The following is a 23,543-nucleotide window of genomic DNA, read 5'->3' as shown; positions in this document are numbered from 1 at the left end:
TTTGGAGAGGCGTTGTATTTGGGGCTTGCCCCACGACCAGGCCGAGAACAACAAAAACTGTCCTAAGACAGAGCCTGTACTGGTTGGATCGAGAGATCACTGCAATTCAGCGACCAAAGCAATCCGTTTGCTCTTGGCTCCCGATTGGGAGGGTCATGAAGGAAAAGCTTCATGGCGAGGGCACTCAACAAAAACAAGAAGCCCGAATCAATAATAAAAAGAGCACGCAACTACTTCTTGGGGAGCTTCGGCTCCCCTTGTAGTTTCTCCTTTCCGGGAAATTCTCCCTTTCTGACGCATCTCCACCCCTCTAGCCTGCGGCCTGCAGCGCAAAACGGCAGCGTCCTACACCATCCCTCGACTAAATGCTAGAATCCCGGCCCATCATGCGGTCATTCTCTGGTATGGCCGAACATTCCTTCAAACAGTGCATCCCATGCTGAAGAAGCTGTTCCAGTCATTCCGAACTCCCCTGCGTCGTACGCAACACATCCGTAGCACGCCTGAAGTCCTCAACAGCGGCCAACATTCGCTGCAAAAGGCGCAATTCAGCCGATACGCGGTCAACATCGTCGAACGTCTGCAGGGCGCCGGCTACCAGGCCTATCTGGTTGGCGGCTGCGTGCGAGACATGCTGCTGGGCATCACGCCCAAAGACTTTGACGTTGCCACCAGCGCCACCCCCGAGCAGGTCCGCGCCGAATTCCGCAATGCGCGGATCATCGGTCGCCGCTTCAAGCTGGTACACATCCATTTCGGTCGCGAAATCATCGAGGTCGCGACCTTCCGCGCCAATCACCCGCAAAACGAAGACGACGAAGACAGCAACCAGTCTTCGCGCAATGAGAGCGGGCGCATTCTGCGCGACAACGTCTACGGCACCCTGGAAGAAGACGCGCAGCGCCGCGACTTCACCATCAACGCCCTGTATTACGACCCGGTCAGCGAGCGCATTCTCGATTACGCCAACGGCGTGCACGACATCCGCAATCACCTGATCCGCCTGATCGGCGACCCGAAACAGCGCTACCAGGAAGACCCGGTACGGATGCTGCGGGCCGTGCGTTTCGCCGCCAAGCTCAACTTCGGCATCGAAAAGCACACCGTGCAGCCGATCCGCGAACTGGCGCCGATGCTGCGCGAGATTCCGTCGGCCCGGCTGTTCGAGGAAGTGCTCAAGCTGTTCCTCTCCGGGCATGGCGCCATCACCTTCGAGATGCTGGTCGACCTGCAGTTGTTCGCGCCGTTGTTCCCGGCCAGCGCCGATGCGCTGGAATACAACCCGGAATACACCCACACACTGATCAGCGAAGCACTGACCAACACTGACCTGCGGATCAAGCAGAACAAACCGGTGACCCCGGCGTTCCTGTTCGCCGCGTTGCTGTGGCCAGCCCTGCCGGCCCGCGTGTTGCGTCTGCAGGAACGTGGCATGCCGCCGATTCCGGCGATGCAGGAAGCTGCCCACGAGTTGATCGCCGAACAGTGCCAGCGCATTGCGATTCCAAAACGCTTCACCATGCCGATCCGCGAGATCTGGGACATGCAGGAACGTCTGCCACGCCGCAGCGGCAAACGCGCCGACCTGTTGCTGGACAATCCGCGCTTCCGCGCCGGCTATGACTTCCTGCTGTTGCGTGAAAGCGCCGGTGAGCAGACCGATGGCCTGGGCGAATGGTGGACCGACTATCAGGACGCCAACGACAGCGAGCGCCGCGACATGATCCGCGATCTCAGCGGCAAGGAAGACGGCGCCAGCGGTGCGCCACGCAAGCGTCGCCGCAGCGGCGGTTCCAAGCGCAAGCGCGCCGGCGCACCGAGCGCCACGGGCGAATAAGGCATGGAACGCATCTACATCGGCATGGGCAGCAACCTGGCTGACCCGGCCGAACAACTGCGCAGTGCGGTCGACTCACTGGGGCAACTGCCGGATACGGTCCTGGCTGGCGTGTCTGCCTTTTACCAGAGCGACTCGCTGCTGCCGGGCCAGCCGCGTTATACCAACGCGGTCGCAGCGCTCGACAGCACACTCGCTCCGCTGCAACTGCTCGATGCCTTGCAAGCCATCGAAAACGGTCAGGGTCGCGAACGCCTGGAGCGCTGGGGTCCTCGCACGCTGGATCTGGACATCCTGCTGTTCGGTGACCGCCTGATCGATGAGCCGCGCCTGAAAGTCCCGCATTACCACATGCAGGAGCGTGCATTCGTCCTGTATCCCCTGGCCGAACTGGCCCCCGAAGATCTGCGCCTTGCCGATGGCCGCACCCTTGCCGATCTTCTCGCAGCCTGCCCGTTCGTCGGCCTCGAACGCCTTCCCCACCCCTGACATCTATCCCACATCGACTTATCCAAATCCCGGTTTTTGTCGGACAAAAACTACGCAGATCAGGCCCGCCGGCCCGCTGAATCGCATCAGTAACGCCGGTAACACTCCCGTCGTAACAATGCGGTAACACATGCAATTGACTTCCTGAGGCCTCATCACGACTATAGGCGTCCCGCTGCCGCCAACCCGGCATACAAGGGCGCAATCCAGGCCTTATAAGCACGACAAAAGAGCGTGCGCCTGAATAGATGACGAATCACGCGCGTTACTCGCAGTAGTTTCCAAAGCGCCTGAACGAGGATTTCTTACATGCCAGCCATCACTCTGACCACGCTCCAGAGCCTCAAGCAGAAAGGTGAGAAGATCACCATGCTGACCTGCTATGACGCGACCTTCGCCCACGCCTGCAACGAGGCTGGTGTTGAAGTGCTGCTGGTGGGCGACTCCCTCGGCATGGTCCTGCAAGGTCACGACAGCACCCTGCCGGTGACCATTGCGGAAATGGCCTACCACACCGCCTGCGTCAAGCGCGGCAACACCGACGCCCTGATCCTGGCCGACCTGCCGTTCATGGCCAACGCGACCCTCGAGCAAACCATGACCAACAGCGCCATGCTGATGCAGGCCGGCGCGCACATGGTCAAGGTCGAAGGTGCGCTGTGGCTGGCGGATTCGATCCGCCTGCTGGCCGAACGCGGCGTACCGGTCTGCGCCCACATGGGCCTGACCCCGCAAGCCGTGAACATTCTCGGTGGCTATAAAGTGCAGGGGCGCAACGAGAACCAGGCACGCCAGATGCGTGCCGACGCGATCTCCCTGGAGCAGGCCGGCGCGGCGATGCTGCTGCTCGAATGCGTGCCAAGCGAACTGGCTGCCGAAATCAGCCAGGCGGTGAAAATCCCGGTAATCGGCATCGGCGCCGGCACCGACACCGACGGTCAGGTACTGGTCCTGCACGACATGCTCGGCCTGTCGATCAGTGGCCGCGTGCCAAAGTTCGTGAAGAACTTCATGCAGGGTCAGGACAGCATCCAGTCCGCACTGAAGGCTTATGTGAACGAAGTCAAAGCCACCACTTTCCCTGGGATAGAACACGGATTCTCTGCATGAACACCGTCAAAACCGTACGTGAACTGCGCGCCGCCGTGGCTCGCGCCCGCAGTGAGGGCAAGCGCATCGGCTTCGTCCCGACCATGGGCAACCTGCACAGCGGCCACATCGCATTGATCACCAAGGCCAAACAGCGTGTGGATTTCGTGGTCGCGAGCATTTTCGTCAACCCGCTGCAGTTCGGCGCCGGCGAAGACCTCGACAAATACCCGCGTACGCTGGCCGCGGATCAGGAAAAACTGCTGGAAGCCGGTTGCTCCCTGTTGTTCGCCCCGACAGTCGAAGAAATGTACCCCGATGGCATGGCCGGTCAGACCCGGGTCAGCGTGCCACAGCTTTCCGAAGGCCTGTGCGGCGCCAGCCGTCCGGGACACTTCGAAGGCGTGGCGACCGTGGTCAGCAAGCTGTTCAACATGGTCCAGCCGGACCTGGCGATCTTCGGTCAGAAAGACTTCCAGCAACTGGCGGTGATCCGCGCGCTGGTGCATGACCTGAACATGCCGATCCAGATCATCGGCGAGCCAACCGTACGTGCTGCCGACGGTCTGGCGCTGTCGTCGCGCAACGGCTTTCTCAGCGAAGAACAGCGTGCCGTGGCACCGGTGGTCTATCGCACCCTGTGCGCCATTGCCGACTCGATCAAGCAAGGCGAGCGCGATTTCCCGGCGTTGATCCAGGCTCAGCGGCAACAGCTGGAAGTGGCCGGTCTGCGGCCGGACTACCTGGAAATCCGCCACGCCGTGACCCTGCGTCCGGCGACGGCAGAAGATCGTGATCTGGTGATTCTGGTGGCTGCGTTCCTCGGCACCACCCGATTGATCGACAACCTGCACCTGAATCTCGATACCCCCGCGTAAACACCGCCATCCCCCTGTGGGAGCCTGCCTGCAGGCGAAAGCGATCCATCGGTCAGAAATGATGCTGACTGCCGGGCCGTAATCGCCAGCAGACTGGCTCCCACATCGCTTTGTATCACCTGCGGCGTGTATTGCTGCCTACCTGCCCATCGGGCAAACTGCCCGCCGTTCTACTCGCGCGATGAGCAGGGACTTGCTTGCATTACCCGCCGTCTGTCGGCCTCTCCTGTTATCGATGTTAAAAAAGTACAGGTAACAGGTCAGAAGAAGCCAAGACAGATCGCAGCGCTGGGTTTACTGTATTCGCCCTGCGCCAAAGTAATCGTGTCGACGCAGTTGCCCCCTCGCCCAAACATGGCGGGGAGGTCTTTTCAGTGTTCAAAAGGCCGTTCAAGTAAAAAGGAAAACCGCAGCGATGGCGTACTACCGCACTCCTCATGACGTTACCGCTCTGCCTGCCTGGCAAGCGTTGAAAGATCACCGCCAAGCCATGCAGGATTTCAGCATGCGCGAAGCCTTCAACGCCGATCCGCAGCGCTTCAATCAGTTCACTCTCAGCAGCTGCGGACTGTTTCTCGACTATTCGAAGAATCTGATCAACGCCGAGACCCGCAACCTGCTGGTGGGTCTGGCCAATGAAGTCGATCTCAAGGGCGCGATCAAGGCCCTGTTCGACGGCGAAATCGTCAACTCCTCCGAAGGCCGCCCGGCGCTGCACACCGCCCTGCGTCGCCCGGTCGGCGACAAGCTGTCGGTCAACGGCGTCAACGTGATGCCTGAAGTACACAAGGTGCTGAACCAGATCACCGATCTCGTGGGCCGCATCCACGACGGTCTGTGGCGCGGTTACACCGAGAAGCCGATCACCGACGTGGTGAACATCGGCATCGGTGGTTCTTTCCTTGGCCCCGAGCTGGTCTCCGAGGCCCTGCTGTCCTACGCCCAGAAAGGCGTACGTTGCCATTACCTGGCGAACATCGACGGCAGCGAATTCCACGAGCTGACGCAAAAACTGCGCGCCGAGACCACGCTGTTCATCGTTTCGTCGAAGTCGTTCAACACCCTCGAAACCCTGAAAAATGCCCAGGCCGCTCGCGCTTGGTACCTGGCTCAGGGTGGTTCGGAAGCCGAACTGTATCGCCACTTCATCGCCGTCTCGAGCAACAACGCGGCAGCCGTGGCTTTCGGTATCCGTGAAGAGAACATCTTCCCGATGTGGGACTGGGTCGGCGGTCGTTATTCGCTGTGGTCGGCCATCGGCCTGCCAATCGCGCTGGCCATCGGCATGTCCAACTTCAAGGAACTGCTGTCCGGTGCCTACACCATGGACCAGCACTTCCAGAGCGCGCCGTTCGAACAGAACATGCCGGTGCTGCTGGCCCTGCTCGGCGTGTGGTACGGCAACTTCTGGGGCGCGCAAAGCCACGCGATCCTGCCGTACGACCACTACCTGCGTAACATCACCAAGCACTTGCAACAGCTGGACATGGAATCCAACGGCAAGAGCGTGCGCCAGGACGGCACCGCAGTGTCGACCGATACCGGCCCGGTGATCTGGGGCGGCGTCGGCTGCAACGGTCAGCACGCTTACCACCAGCTGCTGCACCAGGGCACCCAACTGATCCCGGCCGACTTCATCGTGCCAATCGTCAGCTTCAACCCGGTCTCCGACCACCACCAGTGGCTGTACGCCAACTGCCTGTCGCAGAGCCAGGCGCTGATGCTCGGCAAGACCCTGCCGGAAGCCGAAGCGGAACTGCGCGACAAGGGCATGAGCGAAGACCAGGTGCAGAAACTGGCACCGCACAAGGTGATCCCGGGCAATCGTCCGAGCAACACCCTGGTGGTCGAGCGCATCAGCCCGCGTCGTCTCGGCGCACTGGTGGCGATGTACGAACATAAAGTCTTCGTGCAAAGCGTGGTCTGGGGCATCAACGCCTTCGACCAGTGGGGCGTGGAACTGGGCAAGGAACTGGGCAAGGGCGTCTACAACCGTCTGGTCGGCAGCGAAGAAACCGCCGCTGAAGACGCGTCCACACAAGGCCTGATCAACTACTTCCGCGGCCGTCACCGCGGCTGATCCAGCCCTGAACACACCCCCTCTCCATGAGGGGGTGTTTGTTTACAGGTATTGAACCCTCCCCGCTCTCGGCGCATCTTTATCCTTGTCGCACAACAAGAATAAGGAACCGTCATGTTCGATATCAGCACGTTCCCCAAAGCCGATGCCGTCCGCCGGGCAGCCCAGTTGAGTCAGGACGACTACCAGCGCCTGTACCGCGAATCCATTGAACACCCCAGCACCTTCTGGGCCGAACAGGCCACCCGCTTCCTCGACTGGAGCACACCGTGGCAGACCGTCCAGCGCTATGACCTGAAGACCGGCCAAGCCGCCTGGTTTGCCGGTGGCAAGCTGAACGTCAGCTACAACTGCATCGACCGTCATCTGGAAAAGCGTGGCGACCAGACCGCCATTGTCTGGGAAGGCGACGATCCCGCCGAATCCACGCAAATCACCTACAGCAAACTCCATCACCACGTCTGCCGACTGGCCAACGTGCTGAAAAGCCGTGGCGTGAAGAAAGGCGACCGGGTGTGCATCTACATGCCGATGATTCCCGAAGCGGCCTACGCCATGCTGGCCTGCGCGCGGATCGGTGCGATTCACTCGGTGGTGTTTGGCGGTTTTTCACCGGACTCGTTACGCGACCGCATTCTCGACGCCGACTGCCGCACCGTGATCACCGCCGATGAAGGCGTGCGCGGTGGCAAATTCGTGCCGTTGAAACACAATGTCGACAAGGCCCTGCAGAGTTGCCCGAATGTCGGCACCGTCGTGGTGGTCGAGCGCACACAGAACAAAGTCAACTGGGTCGAAGGTCGCGACCTCTGGTATCACCAGGCCGTGCGTGACGTCAGCGACGATTGTCCGCCGGAACCGATGGACGCCGAAGATCCGCTGTTCATCCTCTACACCTCCGGCAGCACCGGCAAACCCAAGGGCGTGCTGCACACCACCGGCGGTTACCTGTTGCAGGCGGCGATGACCTTCAAGTACGTGCTCGACTACCGCGACGGCGAAGTGTTCTGGTGCACCGCCGACGTCGGCTGGGTCACCGGCCACAGTTACATCGTCTATGGCCCGCTGGCCAACGGCGCGACCACCCTGATCTTCGAAGGTGTGCCGAGCTACCCGAGCACTTCGCGGTTCTGGCAGGTGATCGACAAACACAAGGTCAACATTTTCTATACCGCTCCGACCGCGCTGCGCGCACTGATGCGCGAAGGTGCCGGTCCGTTGCAGGAAACGTCGCGGCAAAGCCTCAGATTGCTCGGCAGTGTCGGTGAGCCGATCAACCCGGAAGCGTGGGAATGGTATTTCAACGTGGTCGGCGAACAGCGCTGCCCGATCGTCGATACGTGGTGGCAGACCGAGACCGGCGGCATCATGCTCAGCCCGCTGGTCAGCGCCCAGCGAATCAAACCAGGCTGCGCCACCCAGCCGATGTTCGGCGTGCAACCGGTGCTGCTCGACGAGCACGGCAAGGAAATCAAGGGGGCCGGTAGCGGCGTGCTGGCGATCAAGTCGAGCTGGCCGGCGCAGATCCGCAGCGTCTACGGCGATCCGCAGCGCATGGTCGACACCTACTTCAAGCCCTACCCCGGCTACTACTTCACCGGCGACGGCGCCCGCCGCGACGAGGACGGCGACTACTGGATCACCGGGCGCATCGACGACGTGATCAATGTCTCCGGTCATCGCATCGGTACCGCCGAGGTCGAAAGCGCGCTGGTGCTGCACGACAGCATCGCCGAAGCTGCCGTGGTCGGTTATCCCCACGACGTCAAAGGCCAGGGGATTTATGCGTTCGTCACACCCATGAACGGCACCGAACCCAACGACGAACTGAAGAAAGAACTGCTGGCCCACGTCAGCAAGGAGATTGGCAGCTTCGCCAAACCGGACCTGATCCAGTGGGCCCCGGCCCTGCCGAAAACCCGCTCGGGCAAGATCATGCGGCGGATCCTGCGCAAGATCGCCTGCAACGAACTCGACAGTCTCGGCGACACCTCGACGCTGGCGGATCCGAGCGTGGTGCAGGGCTTGATCGATAAACGCTTGATCCAGTAAGGCCGCAAAAGCATCGCGAGCAGGCTCGCTTCCACAGGGACTTATAATCGTCTGTGGGAGCGAGCCTGCTCGCGATGGGAACCCCTCGATTGCCTGCCAAACTGCTAAACTCCCGCGCCCCGATTCCCTCCAGCAAGGCGCAAGCATGTCTTCCCTGAATCAGGCGCTGCGCGCCGCCCTCGATCAACGCCAGGATCTGCTCGCCGAGCTGCACAGCCAGGGCACGGATTGCTATCGCCTGTTCCATGGCAGCCAGGAAGGTGCCGGCGGCCTGACCGTCGACCGCTATGGCCCGCAACTGATGGTGCAGAGTTTCCACCAGACGCTGGAACTCACCGACCTGCTGCAACTGCACGCCACGGTGAATGAAACGCTGGGCTTGCAAACCTTGCTGGTCTACAACGACCGCTCCCGTGGCAACTCGCGCATCGACCGCGAAGACAGCGTCTACCGCGCCGAAGATGCAGCACTGGTTGATCTGGTCGGCCACGAATGGGGCCTGAACTACCGCGTGCGCGGACGCCATGCCGGGCAGGATCCGCTGCTGTTCCTCGACCTGCGCAACACCCGCGGCTGGGTCAAGGATCACGCCAGGGGCAAAAGCGTGCTCAACCTGTTCGCCTACACCTGTGGCGTCGGCCTCAGCGCGGCTGCCGGCGGTGCCCGCGAGGTATGCAATCTGGATTTCGCCGAAGGCAACCTGGCCGTCGGACGCGAGAACGGCTTGCTCAATCCGCAACTGCCGACCATGGAATTCATTCAGTCCGACTACTTCCCGGCGATCCGTCAGTTGGCCGGGCTGCCGATCAGTCAGCGTCGCGGGCAGAAACTGCCGAGCTATCAACGCCTCGAACAGCGCCAGTACGATCTGGTATTGCTCGATCCACCCGCGTGGGCCAAGAGCGCGTTCGGCACTGTCGATCTGCTGCGCGATTATCAGAGCCTGCTCAAGCCAGCCCTGCTGACCACCGCCGAAAACGGCGTGCTGATCTGCTGCAACAACCTGGCAAAAGTCAGCATGGACGACTGGCGCGAACAGGTACTGCGTTGTGCCGAGAAGGCCGGGCGACCGGTGCGCGAGTGGAGCGTAATGACCCCGGGCCGGGACTTCCCCTCACTGGACGGGCAACCGCCGCTCAAGACCCTGATTCTCCAGCTCTGACTCCCCCCCGGCAGGAGCCCCCTTCGGCAGCGCCTACAGATATTGCAGAAAAATCTGAATAATCCTGTCGCGCGCGATGTACTTCGGAACCGGAATCGCGTGCCATACTCCAAGGCACTCCGATTCAGACAGATGAAGCCGCACATGCCCAAAGGATTGATTCGCGCGATTGGCGCCCTGTTGACCGCTCTGGCCCTCTACAGCCTGCTGGGGTTTCTGATTCTGCCGGGCATTGCGCTGCGCATAGCCAACCAGCAACTGGCCAGCCATGCAACGCTGCCTGCGCACCTCCAGCGTATCGAACTCAATCCGTTCAGCCTCGAAGTCACGCTTTGGGGCCTGGTCATCGGCGAACCGGGCAAGGAGCAGGTCGGTTTCGAGCGCCTCTACGCCAACCTGCAACTCGACAGTCTGTGGACAAAAGCCCTGCACCTGTCCGACATCGAACTCGACAAACCCAAGACCGAAGTCCTGTTCGCCAAGGACGGCAAGCTCAATCTGCTGGGCCTGTTCAAACTGCCGGCCAGCGAACCGACGCCGGCCGATCCGAATGCCAAGCCTTTTCCACTGCGCATCGACCGGATCAAACTGGCCGGCGGCAACGTGCATTTCGAGGATGCACGCCCGAGCGAGCCGATCGAATTCGTCTACGACAAGCTCGACTTCGAACTGAATAACCTCAGCACCCTGCCTGAAGACAACGCCGACATGACCCTGGTCGCCATCGGCCCGTCCGGTGGGCAGATCGACTGGAAAGGCAACTTCAGCCTGATCCCGATCGCCTCACAAGGAACGCTCAAGGTCACCGATGGCCAGATGAAAGCCTTCTGGCCCTACGTTCGCGACGCCGTACCGCTGGCGCTGGAAAACGGTGTGGTCAGCCTCAGTACCGACTACAAGCTCAACCTGTCCAAGGAAACCGAACTGCTGCTGAGCAACGTCTCGGTCAGCGTCGCGCCGTTTGCGATCAAGACCCCGGACGGACGTCCGCTGGCAAGACTCGACCGCCTCGACGTCAGCGAAACCACGGTGGACCTGGCCAAACAGCAAGTAGTGGTCGGCAAGATCCGCAGCCAGAAACTCGAAACCTGGGCCGCCCTTGAAGCGGACGGGCAACTGGACTGGCAGAAACTGTTCGCCAGTCAGCCGTCCAAACCGGCTGCCAAGGCTGCGGCGGAACCCAAGAGCACACCGGCGGCCGCCGATTCACCGAAAGCGGAACCGACCGCCCCCGGCAAGCCATGGCAAGTGCTGCTCAAGGACGTGCAACTGCGTGACTACAAAGTACATCTGGCCGACCGCTCGGCGAAACCCGAAGTCACGCTGGACGTCACGCCGCTGAATGTCGACCTGCAGAATTTCGACAGTCTCAACGGCTCGCCCTTCAACCTCAAGCTCGATGCCGGCCTGGGCAAACAAGGCAAGATCAACGCCGACGGCGTGGTCAACCTGGCGCCGGTCACCGCCCAGCTCAACGTAAAAACCCAGGACATCGACCTGCGCGTCGCCCAGTCCTACATCAACCCGTTCATTCGTCTTGAACTGCGCAGCGGCATGCTCGGCAGCGACCTGAAAGTGAACCTGAAAAGCACCGAGCCGCTGGCATTCAGCGTCACCGGCCGCGCCCAGGTCGACCAACTGCACACTCTAGATACCCTGAAGACCCGCGACTTCCTCAAGTGGCAGCAAGTGGTGGTCGAAGGCCTGAACTATCAACATGGCGACAGCCTGTCGATCGACAGGATCAACCTGTTCCAGCCATATGCGCGTTTCATGATCAACGATGACCGCACCACCAACATCGATGATTTGCTGATCCCGCAACCTGCCGATTCCGGAGCGAAAACGGCAGCGGCCAAACCAGCCAACAACTCGAAACCGCTGGGCATTCATATCGGTGGTATCGCGATCAATGACGGCTCGGCCAACTTTGCCGACTTCAGCCTGACCCCGAACTTCGCCACGGCAATCCAGCAACTCAACGGCCAGATCGGCACCATCGACAGTCGTCAGGCGAAACCGGCCAGCGTTGACGTCAAGGGCAAGGTCGACCGCTATGCGCCGGTGACGATCAAAGGCGCGGTCAACCCGTTCGACCCCATGGCCAGCCTTGATATCGCCACCAGTTTCAAACGGGTCGAACTGACCACCCTGACCCCCTACTCCGGCAAGTTCGCCGGTTACCGGATCCGCAAGGGCCGGCTCAATCTCGACCTGCACTACCTGATCACCAAGGGCCAGCTCAAGGCCGAGAACAAAGTAGTGGTCGAGCAACTGCAACTGGGCGAGAAAGTCGACAGCCCGGATGCCGTGAGCCTGCCGCTGAAACTGGCGATTGCACTGCTCAAGGATGTGGACGGCAAGATTTCCATCGAGCTGCCGGTCACCGGCGACCTCAACAACCCGCAATTCAGCGTGATGCCGATTATCTGGCAGACCCTGCGCAACCTGATCGTCAAGGCGGCGGCCGCGCCGTTCAAGTTGATTGGCGGACTGGTCAGCGGTGGCGGTTCAGAAGATCTGGGTACCGTGTCCTTCGCGCCAGGCTCCAGTGAACTGAACAAGGATGCCGAAGCGGCGCTGGTCAAATTGTCCCAGGCCTTGAAAGAGCGCCCGGCCCTGCGCCTGGAAATCGAAGGCACCGCAGCACAAAGCAGCGACGGCCCACTGATCGCCGAGCAACGTCTGGAACGCGAATACCAGTACAACTACTACAAGATGCTCCAGCGCCGTGGCGACAAAGTGCCGGCTCAGGCTTCGCTGATTCAGGTGCCGGATAACGAAAAAGGCCCGCTGCTCGAAGGCATCTACCGCACCCGTTTGAAAACCCAGCCACCGGCCGAATGGAAGGATCTGGGCAAGGAAGAACGCACGGCGAAAATGCGTGCCGACGTGATCAAGTTCTGGAGTAGCAGCGACGTGCTGTTGCGCCAGCTCGGTCAGGAACGAGCCAGCAGCATCAAGGATTATCTGGTGGACAAGGGCCAGTTGGCCGATGACCGCGTGTACTTCATCGACGCCAATCTTGGCGAAGCGCAAAGCGACGGCCGCGTGGTGACGCAAATGCATCTGGACGCCGAGTGATGAACAATCAATGGCTGGCTGCAATTGCGTTGGCGCTCGTCGCCAGCCAGGCTTCGGCATCCGATACCCTGCGCTGCGGCAGCCAGTTGGTGAGCCTCGGCGACCGCGCCAGCGAAGTGTTGCAAAAGTGCGGCGAGCCGATCAGTCGCGATGTGCTGGGCTACAAGCGCAGCGCCAATCGCCGTGAAGAGTTTCAGGTCGAGGAATGGACCTACGGCCCGAGCAATGGCATGTACCAATACCTGCGCTTCGAGGGCAATCGCCTGCGGCAGATCAACAGCAAGCGCGGTAACTGACTCCACCACTTTCCTATCTCTGAAATAGAACAGGCCCCGACACGAATGCCGGGGCCTGTAATGGCCACAATCCGTGTGGCCGTTCGCATGAACTCTAAAGTGCGGCAGACGTATTGCTCGGCCCGCCTGTCGCGTCTTCTCCCGGTCCAGGCGAGAAGTCTTGCCTTACTCGGCTTTCAGGCCGTCAGCGGAGACCGCTTTCACACCTTTGATTTTCTTGGTGATGTCTACGGCCATTTTTTTCTGTGCTTCTGTCACTGCAACAGTGGAGGACAGAGACACGACGCCTTTGTTGGTTTCTACTTTGATGTCAGTGCCTGGAATGCCTTTTTCAGTGACCAGGTCGCTTTTGACTTTGGTGGTGATCCAGGTGTCGGAAGTAGCTTCTTTGGCCTTGGTCATTTCACCGGCAGCCAGAGTCATTGGAGCCTGGGTCGCCTGGGTGGATTGTGCGAATGCGCCGGTGGCCATGGTCAGGGTCAGCGCGGTAGCAGCAGCGGCAGTGATAGCGAACTTCTTCATACGAGTAACTCCTGTTTTTCTGGAAAGTCTGCTGGGTGTCTTGTCAGCAGGGTTACTGGAAGTATTGCGAACGCTGTGCCAACTTTTGAAAATACAATAAACTCTTATAAATCAATAATTTAGTGAAATTAAAAATTTTCGGAATCATGCAAATTGCATGACCCTTGAATTATCTACATGCAAGTTGCGGTTTTTGGGAAAGTTCCTAACACGCTGAAAAGATTGAAGCTTTTTTGTGAAGCACCGCAAAAGAAAATGCCCCGCAAAGCGGGGCATTTGATGAGCAGAGGTCAAGCAATCAAGTACCGCTGCCAGGGCAACCTTTAGGGGCGTAGTCAGGGTTGACTGTCGAGGCGCAGCTCCAGACGCCCGCGGTGTTACCCGTCGCACCGCCAGAACGGGTCAGCGTGATGGTCTTGCCCAGTACCGGAGCCGGTGCGTTGGCCAGAGTGCAGACTATGGTACCAGCTCCAGAAGACGCAGTACCCGAGGCAGTGACTGTGCCGCAGTTGGTTGTCGAATAGGATGCGTTACCGGTCACCAGCGTCAGCGTCGGGTCTGTACCTTGATTGATGGTGTCCTCGAACGGCACTTTCAGCGCGCTGATTTCCGCCAGACCTGCCGTCACTTTCGACCGTGCCTGGTACTTGGTGTATTGCGGCAGGGCAATGGTCGCCAGGATGCCGATGATCGCCACGACGATCAGCAGCTCGATGAGAGTGAAACCTTGTTGTTTTTTCATAGACACGCTCCATGCATGAGTCGGAATCTCATGATCTGAACAGGACTCAGCACAGCCCGTGCCAAGGCGCCCGCAGCCGCGCAGGCTGGGCGCGATCACGCTATCGCGGGGTTTCCTACAACGTGTAACCGCACTATCTGACACTTTTTGTCACCTGCACCGGAGAGGTTTGGCGCTGTCACTTGACTAGGCTATAAGTCATGAACTGTCTGCATCCGGGATTCCCATGAATGACATCGCTCTGAGCGGCCTGGCCAAACAGCTGGTCCAGGCCGAACTGCTCACGGAAAAAGTCGCCCAGCAAGCCTGGCAGCAGGCCCAGCGCAATCGCCTGTCGCTGGTCAGCTATCTGGTACAGAACAAACTGGTGAAGAGCTGGCAGGTCGTCGAAATTGCCTCGGAGCATTTCGGCATGGCATTCCTCGACCTCAACTGCCTGGACAAGGAAACCCAGCCCAAGGGCCTGGTCAGTGAAAAACTGGTGCGCCAGCATCACGCCCTGCCCCTGTGGCGGCGTGGCAACAAGCTGTTCGTGGGCATTTCCGACCCGAGCAATCACCAGGCGATCAACGACATTCAATTCAGCACCGGGCTGAGCACCGAAGCCATTCTGGTGGAGGACGACAAGCTCACCGACGCCATCGAAAAGTTCTTCGACACCCACGCTTCCGGTCTGGAAGACATGGCCGATGTCGACCTTGAAGGACTGGACGTCGAGTCAGTCGATGACAGCAAACAGGACGCCATCGGTGGGATGGACGCCGACGATGCTCCGGTGGTGCGCTTCGTCCACAAGATGCTGCTGGACGCGATCAAAAGCGGCGCTTCCGACCTGCACTTCGAGCCCTACGAAAAGAACTACCGGGTGCGCGTACGTACCGACGGCATCCTGCGTGAAGTGGCCAGGCCACCGATCCAGCTGGCCGGGCGTATCGCTGCACGTCTGAAGGTCATGGCCAGCCTCGACATCTCCGAACGTCGCAAGCCCCAGGACGGGCGTTTGAAGATGCGTCTGTCAAAAACCAAGTCGATCGATTTCCGGGTCAATACCCTGCCGACCCTGTGGGGCGAAAAAGTGGTGATTCGGATCCTCGACCCCTCCAGCGCCCAGATCGGCATCGACGCCCTCGGTTATGAGCCGGAGCAGAAAGAGTTGTACCTCGCCGCCCTGAAGCAGCCCCAAGGCATGATCCTGGTCACCGGTCCCACCGGGTCGGGCAAGACGGTGTCGCTATACACCGGGCTGAATATCCTCAATACCGTCGACATCAACATTTCCACCGCCGAAGACCCGGTGGAGATCAACATGGAAGGCATCAACCAGGTCAACGTCAATCCGAAGCAGGGCCTGGATTTCGCCCAGGCGCTGCGCTCGTTCCTGCGCCAGGACCCGGACGTGATCATGGTCGGCGAGATTCGCGATCTGGAGACCGCGGAAATTGCCATCAAGGCGGCGCAGACCGGTCACCTGGTTCTCTCCACACTGCACACCAACAGCGCCGCCGAAACGCTCACGCGTTTGCACAACATGGGCATCCCCGGCTTCAACATCGCTACATCGGTCAGCCTGATCATCGCCCAGCGTCTGGCACGCAAGCTGTGCAGCCATTGCCGAAAACCCATCGAGATCCCCCGCGAAACCTTGCTCAAGGAAGGCTTCCCCGAGGAACGCATCGGAAGTTTCACGATCTATGAGCCCGTCGGTTGCGATCAATGCAACGGCGGCTACAAGGGCCGCACCGGCATCTATGAAGTGGTCAGGAATACTCCCGAACTGCAGCGGCTGATCATGGCCGAAGGCAACTCACTGGAAATCGACAGCCAGATGCGCCTGGACGGCTTCAACGACCTGCGCACCTCGGGACTGATCAAGGCCATGCAGGGCATCACCAGCCTTGAAGAAATCAACCGGGTCACCAAGGACTGAACATGGCCGTCAAGGCAGCGAAAATCAGCGTCTACGCCTGGGAAGGCACGGACAGGAAAGGCAGCCGGATCACTGGCGAACTGAGCGGACAAAGCCCCGCGCTGATCAAGGCACAGTTGCGCAAGCAGGGCATCAACCCCGGCAAGGTGCGCAAGAAATCCGCGTCGTTGATGAACTTCGGCAAGCGCATCAAGCCTCTGGATATCGCCCTCTTCACCCGGCAAATGGCGACCATGATGAAGGCCGGCGTGCCATTGCTGCAGTCGTTCGACATCATTGGCGAGGGCTTTGACAATCCGGCCATGCGCAAGCTGGTGGACGAGGTCAAACAGGAAGTCGCCGCCGGTAACAGCTTCGCCGCGGCCCTGCGCAAGAAGCCGCAATACTTCGACGAGTTGTACTGCAACCTGGTGGATGCCGGCGAGCAGTCCGGTGCCCTCGACACCCTGCTCGAACGTGTGGCGACCTACAAGGAAAAGAGCGAAAGCCTCAAGGCCAAGATCAAGAAGGCCATGACCTACCCCACCGCCGTGGTTCTGGTAGCCGCGGTCGTCACCGCAATTCTGCTGGTGAAAGTGGTGCCGCAGTTCCAGTCGGTGTTTTCCGGCTTCGGTGCCGAACTGCCGGCGTTCACCCTGATGGTGATCGGCCTGTCGGAATTCATGCAGCAATGGTGGTGGGCGATTCTCGGCGTGCTGGTCGCAGCTTTTTTCGGCACCCGCCATGCTCTGAAGAAATCCCAGGCCCTGCGCGATCGCCGTGACGCCTGGCTGCTCAAGCTGCCGCTGGTGGGCACCATGATGTACAAGTCCGCCGTGGCCCGTTTCGCCCGGACCCTGTCGACCACCTTTGCCGCCGGCGTGCCGCTGGTCGAAGCGCTGGACTCGGTTGCCGGAGCCACCGGCAACGTGGTGTTCAAACGCGCGGTGCTGCGCATCCGCCAGGACGTGGCCACCGGTATGCAGCTGAATTTCTCGATGCGCACCACCGGCATGTTTCCCAACATGGCGGTCCAGATGACCGCCATCGGCGAGGAGTCCGGTGCTCTGGACGACATGCTCGACAAGGTTGCCGGGTTCTACGAGGAAGAAGTGGATAACATGGTCGACAACCTCACCAGCCTGATGGAGCCATTCGTCATGGTGGTGCTCGGGGTGATCGTCGGCGGACTGGTGGTGGCCATGTATCTGCCGATCTTCCAACTCGGCTCAGCGATCTGACATGCCCATCGACGAACTCTTCGCTCTCTATCCGCTGGCCTTTGTCTTCACCGCTCTGATACTCGGACTGGTGGTCGGCAGCTTCCTCAATGTGGTGATCTGGCGTCTGCCAAAAATGCTCGAGCGCGAATGGCGCCAGCAGGCTCACGATGTGCTTGGGCTGCCTGTCGAAACACCGCTGCCGGTTTACAACCTGATGTTGCCGCATTCGCAGTGCCCGCATTGCGCCCACCGCATTCGTGCGTGGGAAAACATCCCGCTGCTCAGCTACGTGTTTTTGCGCGGGCGCTGCTCGTCATGCGCGGCGCCGATCAGCAAGCGTTATCCACTGACCGAACTGGCCTGCGGTCTGCTCTCGGCGTTCATCGCCTGGCATCTGGGCTTTGGCTGGCCGGCATGCCTGCTGATCGTGCTGACCTGGGGCCTGCTGACGATGAGCCTGATCGATATCGAACATCAGCTGTTGCCCGACGTGCTGGTGCTGCCGCTGCTGTGGCTGGGGTTGATCGTCAACAGCTTCGGCCTGTTCGTCTCGCTGCACGACGCGCTGTGGGGGGCAGTAGCTGGCTACATGGCGTTGTGGTCGGTGTTCTGGCTGTTCAAGCTGTTCACCGGCAAGGATGGCATCGGTCACGGCGACTTCAAGCTGCTGGCACTGCTTGGGGCCTGGGGCGGCTGGCAGATTCTGCCGCTGACCGTCCTGTTGTCCTCGTTGGTGGGAGCGGTGCTGGGGGTGATTTTGCTCAAGTTGCGCGACCGGAATACCTCGACGCCGATCCCCTTCGGCCCCTATCTGGCAATTGCCGGCTGGATTGCCTTGCTCTGGGGTGGTCAAATAACCGACTTCTATTGGCAGTTTGTCGGTTTGAAATGAATACCCCTGTGGAAAAACCCTGGATTCTCGGCCTGACCGGCGGCATCGGCAGTGGCAAAAGCGCGGCGGCCCAGCACTTCATCGACCTCGGTATCCATGTCGTGGACGCCGATCATGCAGCACGCTGGGTGGTTGAACCGGGTCGCCCGGCGCTGGCGAAAATTGCCGAGCACTTCGGCCCGGATGTCCTGCAGGCCGACGGCACACTGGATCGCGCTGCATTGCGCAAGCTGATCTTCGAAGTGCCGGAGCAACGCCGCTGGCTAGAAGCGCTGTTGCATCCGCTGATCGCCGAGGAAATCGCCCATCACCTGGCGCTGGCAAAATCGCCTTACGCGATTCTGGTCTCGCCGCTGCTGATCGAGTCCGGACAGTACGCGATGACCCAACGGATCCTGGTGATCGACGCGCCGCAACAACTGCAGATCGAACGCACCTTGCAGCGTGACCAGACCAGCGAAGAGCAGGTCCAGGCGATCCTCAAGGCCCAGTCCAGCCGCGAAGACCGCGTGAGCCGTGCCGACGATGTGGTGGTCAACGACCGCGACCTCGCCTGGCTGCACAGCGAGGTCGAGCGCCTGCATCACTTTTACCTGACTTTATCCGGAGGCCAGTCATGAGCCAGACCCCAACCGTAAATTGCCCGACCTGCGGCGCCCCGGTGGAATTCACCCCCGAGAACAAATTCCGGCCGTTCTGCTCGGACCGCTGCAAACTGATCGACCTCGGCGCCTGGGCGTCGGAAGAACACAAGATTCCGGTGGCCCCGGATGCCGAGGACGAACTGTTTTCCGGCGACTTCGACCCGCGCCACTGATCCTCTGATCAGGGCCGCATGAAGCCGTAGTCCTGATCGTCGTCGAGGTTTTCCGCCAGAAAGCGCAACTCGTCGGCCAGGTCTTCGGCATTGCGTACGGCCTTGCTCTGTTGCACCACCGCACTGAGCAGGGCCCGCAGGCTCAGGCCCGGATCGAACCCCACCTCCTGCGCCATCTCCAGACTCTGCCGGGTTTCCTGCCTCGCCCACTCGTACACGCTCATGCCGCTGCTCCTGAAGGGATTTTGCCGAGCATGAAATGCTGCGCATCAAGTGGATTTGATGTGGATCAAGACTTGGGATCGTCGTCCTTCCAGGGCGCCGAAAGGTAGCGGGTGCGGTTGAAGGTCTCCAGCCATTCCGGGCTGAACACCACCAACGCGCTGATCACCATGCCGTTGATGAAAGCTTCGGGAAAAATCAGCAGCCACAGGTAACCGATGAAATCTTCCAGCCATTCCGGCATGGCGAAGAGGCCGTCGTACCAGAGCAAGGTCAGGCTCAGCGTCAGACACAACAACGCCGACAGCGCTGCGGCGAAAAAGCCGGAACAGAAGATGTACACGAACGGATTGCGCGGTTGGGCGCGCTCGACCAGGATTGCCACGCATTCGGTGATCAGCACCGGCAACAGGATCAGCAAGGCGCCGTTGACCCCGACAGCCACCAGATCCTGACGTCCCAACAACACCAGTCCCAGCTGCGCCACCAGTCCGCCGACGATTGCCAGCGGCCAATCCAGCAGCAGTGTCACCGCTGTCATGCCGATGAAGTGGTAGGACACGCCGCTATCGAAATCCCTGCGCACCAGCCACAGCAGAAACAACGCGAACACCGTGCCGAACAGCAAATGCTGACGGCGGTTGTCGCTGAACAGCTCGACCCACGGTGCGCGGACAATCGCCCAGAGCAGCACCGGCAGGTAAATCAGCCAGCCCAGCAGCAGGCTCGCAGACGACAGCAGCTCGGCGCCGATCATGGTTGCGCCTGCTCCAGCGCCTCGCGCAGTTCCGCAGCCTGGGTGTACTCATGCCGGGCCAGCAAACGCCCGTCCTTGAGTTGCAGCCAGAGCACCGTGCCATCAGCCCCGGGATAGCGCGAGGCCACACGGCCTTCGCGATCAAGCAACACTCGATAGCCATAGTCACGCATGGCCGGAATGGCGAACATCTTCGCAATCAACGCCGGCATGCGCTGGATATCGGCGACAAACACCGCATGCCGTGCCTCCAGATAGCCCTTGGGCTGATCGGCCATGGCTTGCTTGAGCAGTTTCGCACCGTCCATGTCACGCGCCACCAACAGCGTCGTGGTGCGGTTATCGAGAGTAAACGGCTGATCGTACTGATCCAGCAGCGTCCAGGATGCCAACCGCTCACCAACCTCCAGCGCATGGGCCCATAGCGGAACCACAGCGAACAACAACAGCCAGCGAAATTTCACATTCAACCCCTTTCATTCGACGTTGATACACGGTGCCATCAGTCTACACCGACCCTCCCGACTGCCCACTGATGCACTTTGCCGCGCGAACGCTTTCAGCTTGTCGCAATTGAACGCTAAGCTTGGGCCTATGGATGACTCGGATTATTTACGCCTGCTGACCATCGCCGCCGAGCAGGCCAACGCGTTCCTGTCCAATGCCCGCAAATGGGAGCGTGAGCGTTGGGTCTGCCAGCGCCTGCTGCAAGGCTTGAATATTCCCTATCGCGCCGACGAATTCGCCCCGGCTGGCGAGCCCCCGGACGTGTTGTTTCGAGACGCCAACTTCGAGGTGTTTTTCGTCCTCGACGAAGGTCGCCGGCTCAACGACGAATGGCGCGATGAGCTGCAACGCCGGCGCAGTGCCTTTTCCCTGAGCCAACTGGTACGCCGCGAAGCCAAGCCGCGACGAATTCCGGCCAATGAATTTCTGCTCAGACTGGCGCCGACCCTGCGCAAGAAGGCGCACAACTACAAGGAACGCGGCATGGACCTGGGCGAGCTGGACATCATTGCCTTCGCCAGCCTGAAACGCGAAGTGCTGGACCTCAACAGCCACTTTCCACCGCCCACCGAATATCTGCGTCAGGGCTGGCGCTCGCTGTCGCTGGTCGGGCCGACCTTCGCCCGGGTGTTGTTCGCCCACCCCGATGCACCAGACTTTCTGCGCAGCAATCTGGGTCGCAGCATCGTGTTCGATGTCGGGATCAGCCTGTGACGCCTCTTCAACAATTGATTGCCGATGTCCCGCAGTCCGGGCGTGTGCGCTGGATTGGCGTGCGCCCCGAATCCCGGGGTCCGATGCTCGCGCTCGATGCGGTTGAGGCGCGGCTCGAGGCCGGGCTCACCGGCGATCACGCTCGGCCCGGTGTGCGCAATGCGCGGCAGGTGACGCTGATTCAGTGGGAACATCTGGCTGTCATCAACGCCCTGATGGGCCGGTCGGCCGAACAACCGGTCACGCCTGAAGATCTGCGGCGCAATCTCGTCATCAGCGGGATCAACCTGTTCAGCCTCAAGGGGCGGCGCTTTCGCATTGGTCAGGCGATTTTCGAAACCACGGGCTGGTGCCAGCCGTGTGCGCGCCTGCAAAACAACCTCGGCCCCGGAACGTTCCAGGCGGTGCGCGGGCATGGCGGAATCACCGCGCGAGTGTTACAAAGCGGGATCATTCGCCTCGGGGACAGTGTGTCTGTCGAACCGGTCCCGGACAGTGGCTATGCTGCGTTCAATCCCGGATAAAAAAACCGCTGTAGCTTGTTCACATTCAGCAACGTCTACCCCTGACGAGGCCTCATATGACCAGCCGCCTGAACCCCGAAGACCAGAAGCATGTCGAAGAGTACCTGCAGTTGTCCCAGCACCGTGTCGAGCGCCGGCCATTCCGGCCGTGGATGCTCCTGGTGCTGGTGCTGGCAGTGACCATTGGTCTGGGCCTGTTGAGCCGACTTATCAGTTACCTGACGCTATGAGCAGCATCGCGCTCGCTTGGGTAACCGCACCGATTTCCTTTAAAAACCTTGCGAGCTATCCCTATGTCCCATCGTATTGTCATTGTCGGCGGCGGCGCCGGCGGTCTGGAGTTGGCTACCCGTCTGGGTAAGACTCTGGGCAAACGCGGCACTGCCAGCATCCTGCTGGTCGACGCGAACCTGACGCACATCTGGAAACCGCTGTTGCACGAAGTGGCCGCCGGATCGCTGAACTCCTCCGAAGACGAACTCAACTATGTCGCCCAGGCCAAATGGAACCACTTCGAGTTCCAGCTGGGGCGTATGAGCGGGCTCGACCGTGAGCAGAAAAAGATCCAGTTGGCCGCCACCTACGACGAAAACGGCGTGGAACTGGTCCCGGCGCGGGAAGTGCCGTATGACTCGCTGGTGATCGCGGTCGGCAGCACCACCAACGATTTCGGCACTCAGGGTGCAGCGCAGCATTGCCTGTTCCTCGACACCCGCAAACAGGCCGAGCGTTTCCACCAGCAACTGCTCAACCACTACCTGCGAGCTCACGCCGGACAATCCGATGGGGTCCAGCAGATCAGCGTGGCCATCGTCGGCGCCGGCGCCACCGGCGTCGAGCTGGCAGCAGAGTTGCACAACGCGGCCCATGAACTGGCGGCGTATGGTCTGGACCGGATCAAGCCGGAAAACATGCACATCACCCTGATCGAAGCCGGGCCACGGGTGCTGCCAGCGCTGCCGGAGCGAATCAGTGGGCCGGTGCACAAGACGCTGGAAAAGCTCGGGGTCAATGTGTTGACCAACGCGTCGGTCAGCCAGGTCACCGCCGACAGCCTGATCACAGCCGATGGCAACGAGATCAAGGCCAGCCTGAAAGTCTGGGCCGCCGGGATCCGCGCACCAGGTTTCCTCAAGGACATCGATGGCCTGGAAACCAACCGCATCAACCAGTTGCAAGTGCTGCCGACGTTGCAGACCACCCGAGACGAAAACATCTTCGCTTTCGGTGACTGCGCCGCGTGCCCGCAACCGGGCTCCGATCGCAACGTTCCACCACGGGCCCAGGCTGCGCACCAACAGGCGTCGCTGCTGGCCAAGTCGCTGAAACTGCGGATCGAGGGCAAGACCCTGCCGGAGTACAAGTACACCGACTACGGCTCGCTGATTTCGCTGTCGCGCTTCTCGGCGGTGGGTAACCTGATGGGCAACCTGACCGGCAGCGTGATGCTCGAAGGCTGGCTGGCGCGGATGTTTTACGTGTCGCTGTACCGCATGCATCAGATGGCGCTGTACGGGCCGTTCCGTACGGCGATGCTGATGCTGGGCAGCAAGATCGGACGCGGCACCGAGCCGCGCCTGAAGCTGCACTGATGTAAAAACACCGTGGGGGCGGACTCGCCCTCACGGTGTTTTGTTTTCTACTGTATCTGCCCCCTGCTTTCCCCACCTTCGCTTACAAACGCCCCGCTCCTCGACACAGACGCGATACACCGCCACCGCTTAATGGCCACACCCGAGCACACCTGCTC

23 protein-coding genes are annotated in these 23,543 nt (G+C 60.6%); 18 read left to right on the top strand and 5 right to left on the bottom strand.

Annotation, left to right across the window (positions count from 1 at the left end):
• Positions 1-436: 436 nt before the first annotated feature.
• From J5M72_RS06870 to J5M72_RS06830, 9 genes are all read left to right on the top strand, one after another.
• Positions 437-1,837, top strand: a complete 1,401-nt coding sequence (locus tag J5M72_RS06870) for a polynucleotide adenylyltransferase PcnB (RefSeq protein ID WP_169431948.1) — start codon at positions 437-439, stop codon at positions 1,835-1,837.
• A 3-nt stretch (positions 1,838-1,840) separates the two neighbouring features.
• The gene (folK, locus tag J5M72_RS06865) at positions 1,841-2,326 is read left to right on the top strand and encodes a 2-amino-4-hydroxy-6-hydroxymethyldihydropteridine diphosphokinase (protein WP_169431949.1); all 486 of its coding nucleotides are present in this window, start codon (positions 1,841-1,843) and stop codon (positions 2,324-2,326) included.
• Positions 2,327-2,635: 309 nt separating this feature from the next.
• The gene (gene panB, locus J5M72_RS06860; RefSeq protein WP_169431950.1) at positions 2,636-3,436 is read left to right on the top strand and encodes a 3-methyl-2-oxobutanoate hydroxymethyltransferase; all 801 of its coding nucleotides are present in this window, start codon (positions 2,636-2,638) and stop codon (positions 3,434-3,436) included.
• A complete protein-coding gene (gene panC, locus J5M72_RS06855) occupies positions 3,433-4,293 on the top strand; it encodes a pantoate--beta-alanine ligase (protein ID WP_169431951.1) in 861 nt (286 codons plus the stop codon). The genes panB and panC overlap by 4 nt, the downstream gene beginning before the upstream one ends.
• 415 nt (positions 4,294-4,708) lie before the next feature.
• The gene (gene pgi, locus J5M72_RS06850; RefSeq protein ID WP_085612637.1) at positions 4,709-6,373 is read left to right on the top strand and encodes a glucose-6-phosphate isomerase; all 1,665 of its coding nucleotides are present in this window, start codon (positions 4,709-4,711) and stop codon (positions 6,371-6,373) included.
• A 114-nt stretch (positions 6,374-6,487) separates the two neighbouring features.
• The gene (gene acs / locus J5M72_RS06845; RefSeq protein ID WP_207864785.1) at positions 6,488-8,425 is read left to right on the top strand and encodes an acetate--CoA ligase; all 1,938 of its coding nucleotides are present in this window, start codon (positions 6,488-6,490) and stop codon (positions 8,423-8,425) included.
• Between the two features lie 145 nt (positions 8,426-8,570).
• A complete protein-coding gene (locus J5M72_RS06840) occupies positions 8,571-9,587 on the top strand; it encodes a class I SAM-dependent methyltransferase (RefSeq protein ID WP_207864784.1) in 1,017 nt (338 codons plus the stop codon).
• 132 nt (positions 9,588-9,719) lie between these two features.
• Entirely contained in the window at positions 9,720-12,671 is a 2,952-nt protein-coding gene (locus tag J5M72_RS06835) for a DUF748 domain-containing protein (RefSeq protein ID WP_207864782.1), read from the top strand.
• Entirely contained in the window at positions 12,671-12,967 is a 297-nt protein-coding gene (locus J5M72_RS06830) for a DUF2845 domain-containing protein (protein WP_207864780.1), read from the top strand. The genes J5M72_RS06835 and J5M72_RS06830 overlap by 1 nt, the downstream gene beginning before the upstream one ends.
• Before the next feature lie 165 nt (positions 12,968-13,132).
• Here J5M72_RS06830 and J5M72_RS06825 read toward each other — a convergent pair whose 3' ends face one another.
• Positions 13,133-13,489, bottom strand: a complete 357-nt coding sequence (locus J5M72_RS06825) for a BON domain-containing protein (protein WP_065261581.1) — start codon at positions 13,487-13,489, stop codon at positions 13,133-13,135.
• Between the two features lie 298 nt (positions 13,490-13,787).
• On the bottom strand, positions 13,788-14,231 hold the full coding sequence (locus J5M72_RS06820) for a pilin (protein WP_085732829.1): 444 nt from the start codon (positions 14,229-14,231) through the stop codon (positions 13,788-13,790).
• A gap of 226 nt (positions 14,232-14,457) precedes the next feature.
• On the opposite strand from J5M72_RS06820, the gene pilB reads away from it, so the two are divergent.
• Genes pilB through yacG form a run of 5 tightly spaced genes read left to right on the top strand, consistent with a single transcriptional unit; the run spans position 14,458 to position 19,069 of the window.
• Positions 14,458-16,158: a type IV-A pilus assembly ATPase PilB gene (pilB, locus tag J5M72_RS06815; RefSeq protein WP_207864778.1), complete on the top strand. Its 1,701-nt coding sequence runs from the start codon at positions 14,458-14,460 to the stop codon at positions 16,156-16,158.
• Between the two features lie 2 nt (positions 16,159-16,160).
• On the top strand, positions 16,161-17,378 hold the full coding sequence (locus J5M72_RS06810) for a type II secretion system F family protein (RefSeq protein WP_169431957.1): 1,218 nt from the start codon (positions 16,161-16,163) through the stop codon (positions 17,376-17,378).
• Between the two features lies 1 nt (position 17,379).
• The gene (locus tag J5M72_RS06805; protein WP_207864776.1) at positions 17,380-18,252 is read left to right on the top strand and encodes an A24 family peptidase; all 873 of its coding nucleotides are present in this window, start codon (positions 17,380-17,382) and stop codon (positions 18,250-18,252) included.
• Complete coding sequence (gene coaE, locus J5M72_RS06800) at positions 18,249-18,872, top strand: dephospho-CoA kinase (RefSeq protein WP_169431959.1); 624 nt, start codon at positions 18,249-18,251, stop codon at positions 18,870-18,872. The genes J5M72_RS06805 and coaE overlap by 4 nt, the downstream gene beginning before the upstream one ends.
• Positions 18,869-19,069 carry a DNA gyrase inhibitor YacG gene (gene yacG, locus J5M72_RS06795; RefSeq protein WP_039771664.1) on the top strand — a complete coding sequence of 67 codons (201 nt, stop codon included), beginning with the start codon at positions 18,869-18,871 and terminating at the stop codon, positions 19,067-19,069. The genes coaE and yacG overlap by 4 nt, the downstream gene beginning before the upstream one ends.
• Positions 19,070-19,077: 8 nt before the next feature.
• Here yacG and J5M72_RS06790 read toward each other — a convergent pair whose 3' ends face one another.
• The 3 genes from J5M72_RS06790 to J5M72_RS06780 form a co-directional block, all read right to left on the bottom strand.
• On the bottom strand, positions 19,078-19,293 hold the full coding sequence (locus J5M72_RS06790) for a hypothetical protein (protein ID WP_007959584.1): 216 nt from the start codon (positions 19,291-19,293) through the stop codon (positions 19,078-19,080).
• Between the two features lie 65 nt (positions 19,294-19,358).
• The gene (locus tag J5M72_RS06785; RefSeq protein ID WP_169431960.1) at positions 19,359-20,048 is read right to left on the bottom strand and encodes an energy-coupling factor ABC transporter permease; all 690 of its coding nucleotides are present in this window, start codon (positions 20,046-20,048) and stop codon (positions 19,359-19,361) included.
• Positions 20,045-20,512 carry an FAD/FMN-containing dehydrogenase gene (locus J5M72_RS06780; RefSeq protein ID WP_169431961.1) on the bottom strand — a complete coding sequence of 156 codons (468 nt, stop codon included), beginning with the start codon at positions 20,510-20,512 and terminating at the stop codon, positions 20,045-20,047. The genes J5M72_RS06785 and J5M72_RS06780 overlap by 4 nt, the downstream gene beginning before the upstream one ends.
• 130 nt (positions 20,513-20,642) lie before the next feature.
• Between J5M72_RS06780 and J5M72_RS06775 the strand changes: the two genes are divergently transcribed.
• From J5M72_RS06775 to J5M72_RS06760, 4 genes are all read left to right on the top strand, one after another.
• Entirely contained in the window at positions 20,643-21,269 is a 627-nt protein-coding gene (locus J5M72_RS06775; protein WP_003228301.1) for a DUF1780 domain-containing protein, read from the top strand.
• The gene (locus J5M72_RS06770) at positions 21,266-21,793 is read left to right on the top strand and encodes an MOSC domain-containing protein (RefSeq protein ID WP_169431962.1); all 528 of its coding nucleotides are present in this window, start codon (positions 21,266-21,268) and stop codon (positions 21,791-21,793) included. Before J5M72_RS06775 ends, J5M72_RS06770 begins: the two co-directional genes overlap by 4 nt.
• Positions 21,794-21,849: 56 nt before the next feature.
• The gene (locus tag J5M72_RS06765; protein ID WP_003228304.1) at positions 21,850-22,023 is read left to right on the top strand and encodes a DUF3094 family protein; all 174 of its coding nucleotides are present in this window, start codon (positions 21,850-21,852) and stop codon (positions 22,021-22,023) included.
• 63 nt (positions 22,024-22,086) lie between these two features.
• The gene (locus J5M72_RS06760; protein WP_169431963.1) at positions 22,087-23,385 is read left to right on the top strand and encodes an NAD(P)/FAD-dependent oxidoreductase; all 1,299 of its coding nucleotides are present in this window, start codon (positions 22,087-22,089) and stop codon (positions 23,383-23,385) included.
• Positions 23,386-23,543 lie beyond the last annotated feature (158 nt).

The organism is Pseudomonas sp. 58(2021) (assembly GCF_017491585.1).
GTDB classification, from domain to species: domain Bacteria; phylum Pseudomonadota; class Gammaproteobacteria; order Pseudomonadales; family Pseudomonadaceae; genus Aquipseudomonas; species Aquipseudomonas fluorescens_BT.
The sequence above is the reverse complement of the archived record's forward strand: the minus strand, read 5'-3'. Positions and strand labels throughout refer to the sequence as shown.

Coding starts and splice junctions, on each gene's coding strand:
- J5M72_RS06870 (WP_169431948.1), top strand. CDS start 437: ATGCTGAAGAAGCTGTTCCAGTCATTCCGAACTCCCCTGCGTCGTACG.
- J5M72_RS06830 (WP_207864780.1), top strand. CDS start 12,671: ATGAACAATCAATGGCTGGCTGCAATTGCGTTGGCGCTCGTCGCCAGC.
- folK (WP_169431949.1), top strand. CDS start 1,841: ATGGAACGCATCTACATCGGCATGGGCAGCAACCTGGCTGACCCGGCC.
- J5M72_RS06760 (WP_169431963.1), top strand. CDS start 22,087: ATGTCCCATCGTATTGTCATTGTCGGCGGCGGCGCCGGCGGTCTGGAG.
- J5M72_RS06765 (WP_003228304.1), top strand. CDS start 21,850: ATGACCAGCCGCCTGAACCCCGAAGACCAGAAGCATGTCGAAGAGTAC.
- J5M72_RS06790 (WP_007959584.1), bottom strand. CDS start 19,293: ATGAGCGTGTACGAGTGGGCGAGGCAGGAAACCCGGCAGAGTCTGGAG.
- J5M72_RS06810 (WP_169431957.1), top strand. CDS start 16,161: ATGGCCGTCAAGGCAGCGAAAATCAGCGTCTACGCCTGGGAAGGCACG.
- J5M72_RS06785 (WP_169431960.1), bottom strand. CDS start 20,048: ATGATCGGCGCCGAGCTGCTGTCGTCTGCGAGCCTGCTGCTGGGCTGG.
- yacG (WP_039771664.1), top strand. CDS start 18,869: ATGAGCCAGACCCCAACCGTAAATTGCCCGACCTGCGGCGCCCCGGTG.
- J5M72_RS06840 (WP_207864784.1), top strand. CDS start 8,571: ATGTCTTCCCTGAATCAGGCGCTGCGCGCCGCCCTCGATCAACGCCAG.
- pgi (WP_085612637.1), top strand. CDS start 4,709: ATGGCGTACTACCGCACTCCTCATGACGTTACCGCTCTGCCTGCCTGG.
- coaE (WP_169431959.1), top strand. CDS start 18,249: ATGAATACCCCTGTGGAAAAACCCTGGATTCTCGGCCTGACCGGCGGC.
- J5M72_RS06775 (WP_003228301.1), top strand. CDS start 20,643: ATGGATGACTCGGATTATTTACGCCTGCTGACCATCGCCGCCGAGCAG.
- J5M72_RS06835 (WP_207864782.1), top strand. CDS start 9,720: ATGAAGCCGCACATGCCCAAAGGATTGATTCGCGCGATTGGCGCCCTG.
- J5M72_RS06805 (WP_207864776.1), top strand. CDS start 17,380: ATGCCCATCGACGAACTCTTCGCTCTCTATCCGCTGGCCTTTGTCTTC.
- J5M72_RS06825 (WP_065261581.1), bottom strand. CDS start 13,489: ATGAAGAAGTTCGCTATCACTGCCGCTGCTGCTACCGCGCTGACCCTG.
- panB (WP_169431950.1), top strand. CDS start 2,636: ATGCCAGCCATCACTCTGACCACGCTCCAGAGCCTCAAGCAGAAAGGT.
- pilB (WP_207864778.1), top strand. CDS start 14,458: ATGAATGACATCGCTCTGAGCGGCCTGGCCAAACAGCTGGTCCAGGCC.
- acs (WP_207864785.1), top strand. CDS start 6,488: ATGTTCGATATCAGCACGTTCCCCAAAGCCGATGCCGTCCGCCGGGCA.
- J5M72_RS06820 (WP_085732829.1), bottom strand. CDS start 14,231: ATGAAAAAACAACAAGGTTTCACTCTCATCGAGCTGCTGATCGTCGTG.
- panC (WP_169431951.1), top strand. CDS start 3,433: ATGAACACCGTCAAAACCGTACGTGAACTGCGCGCCGCCGTGGCTCGC.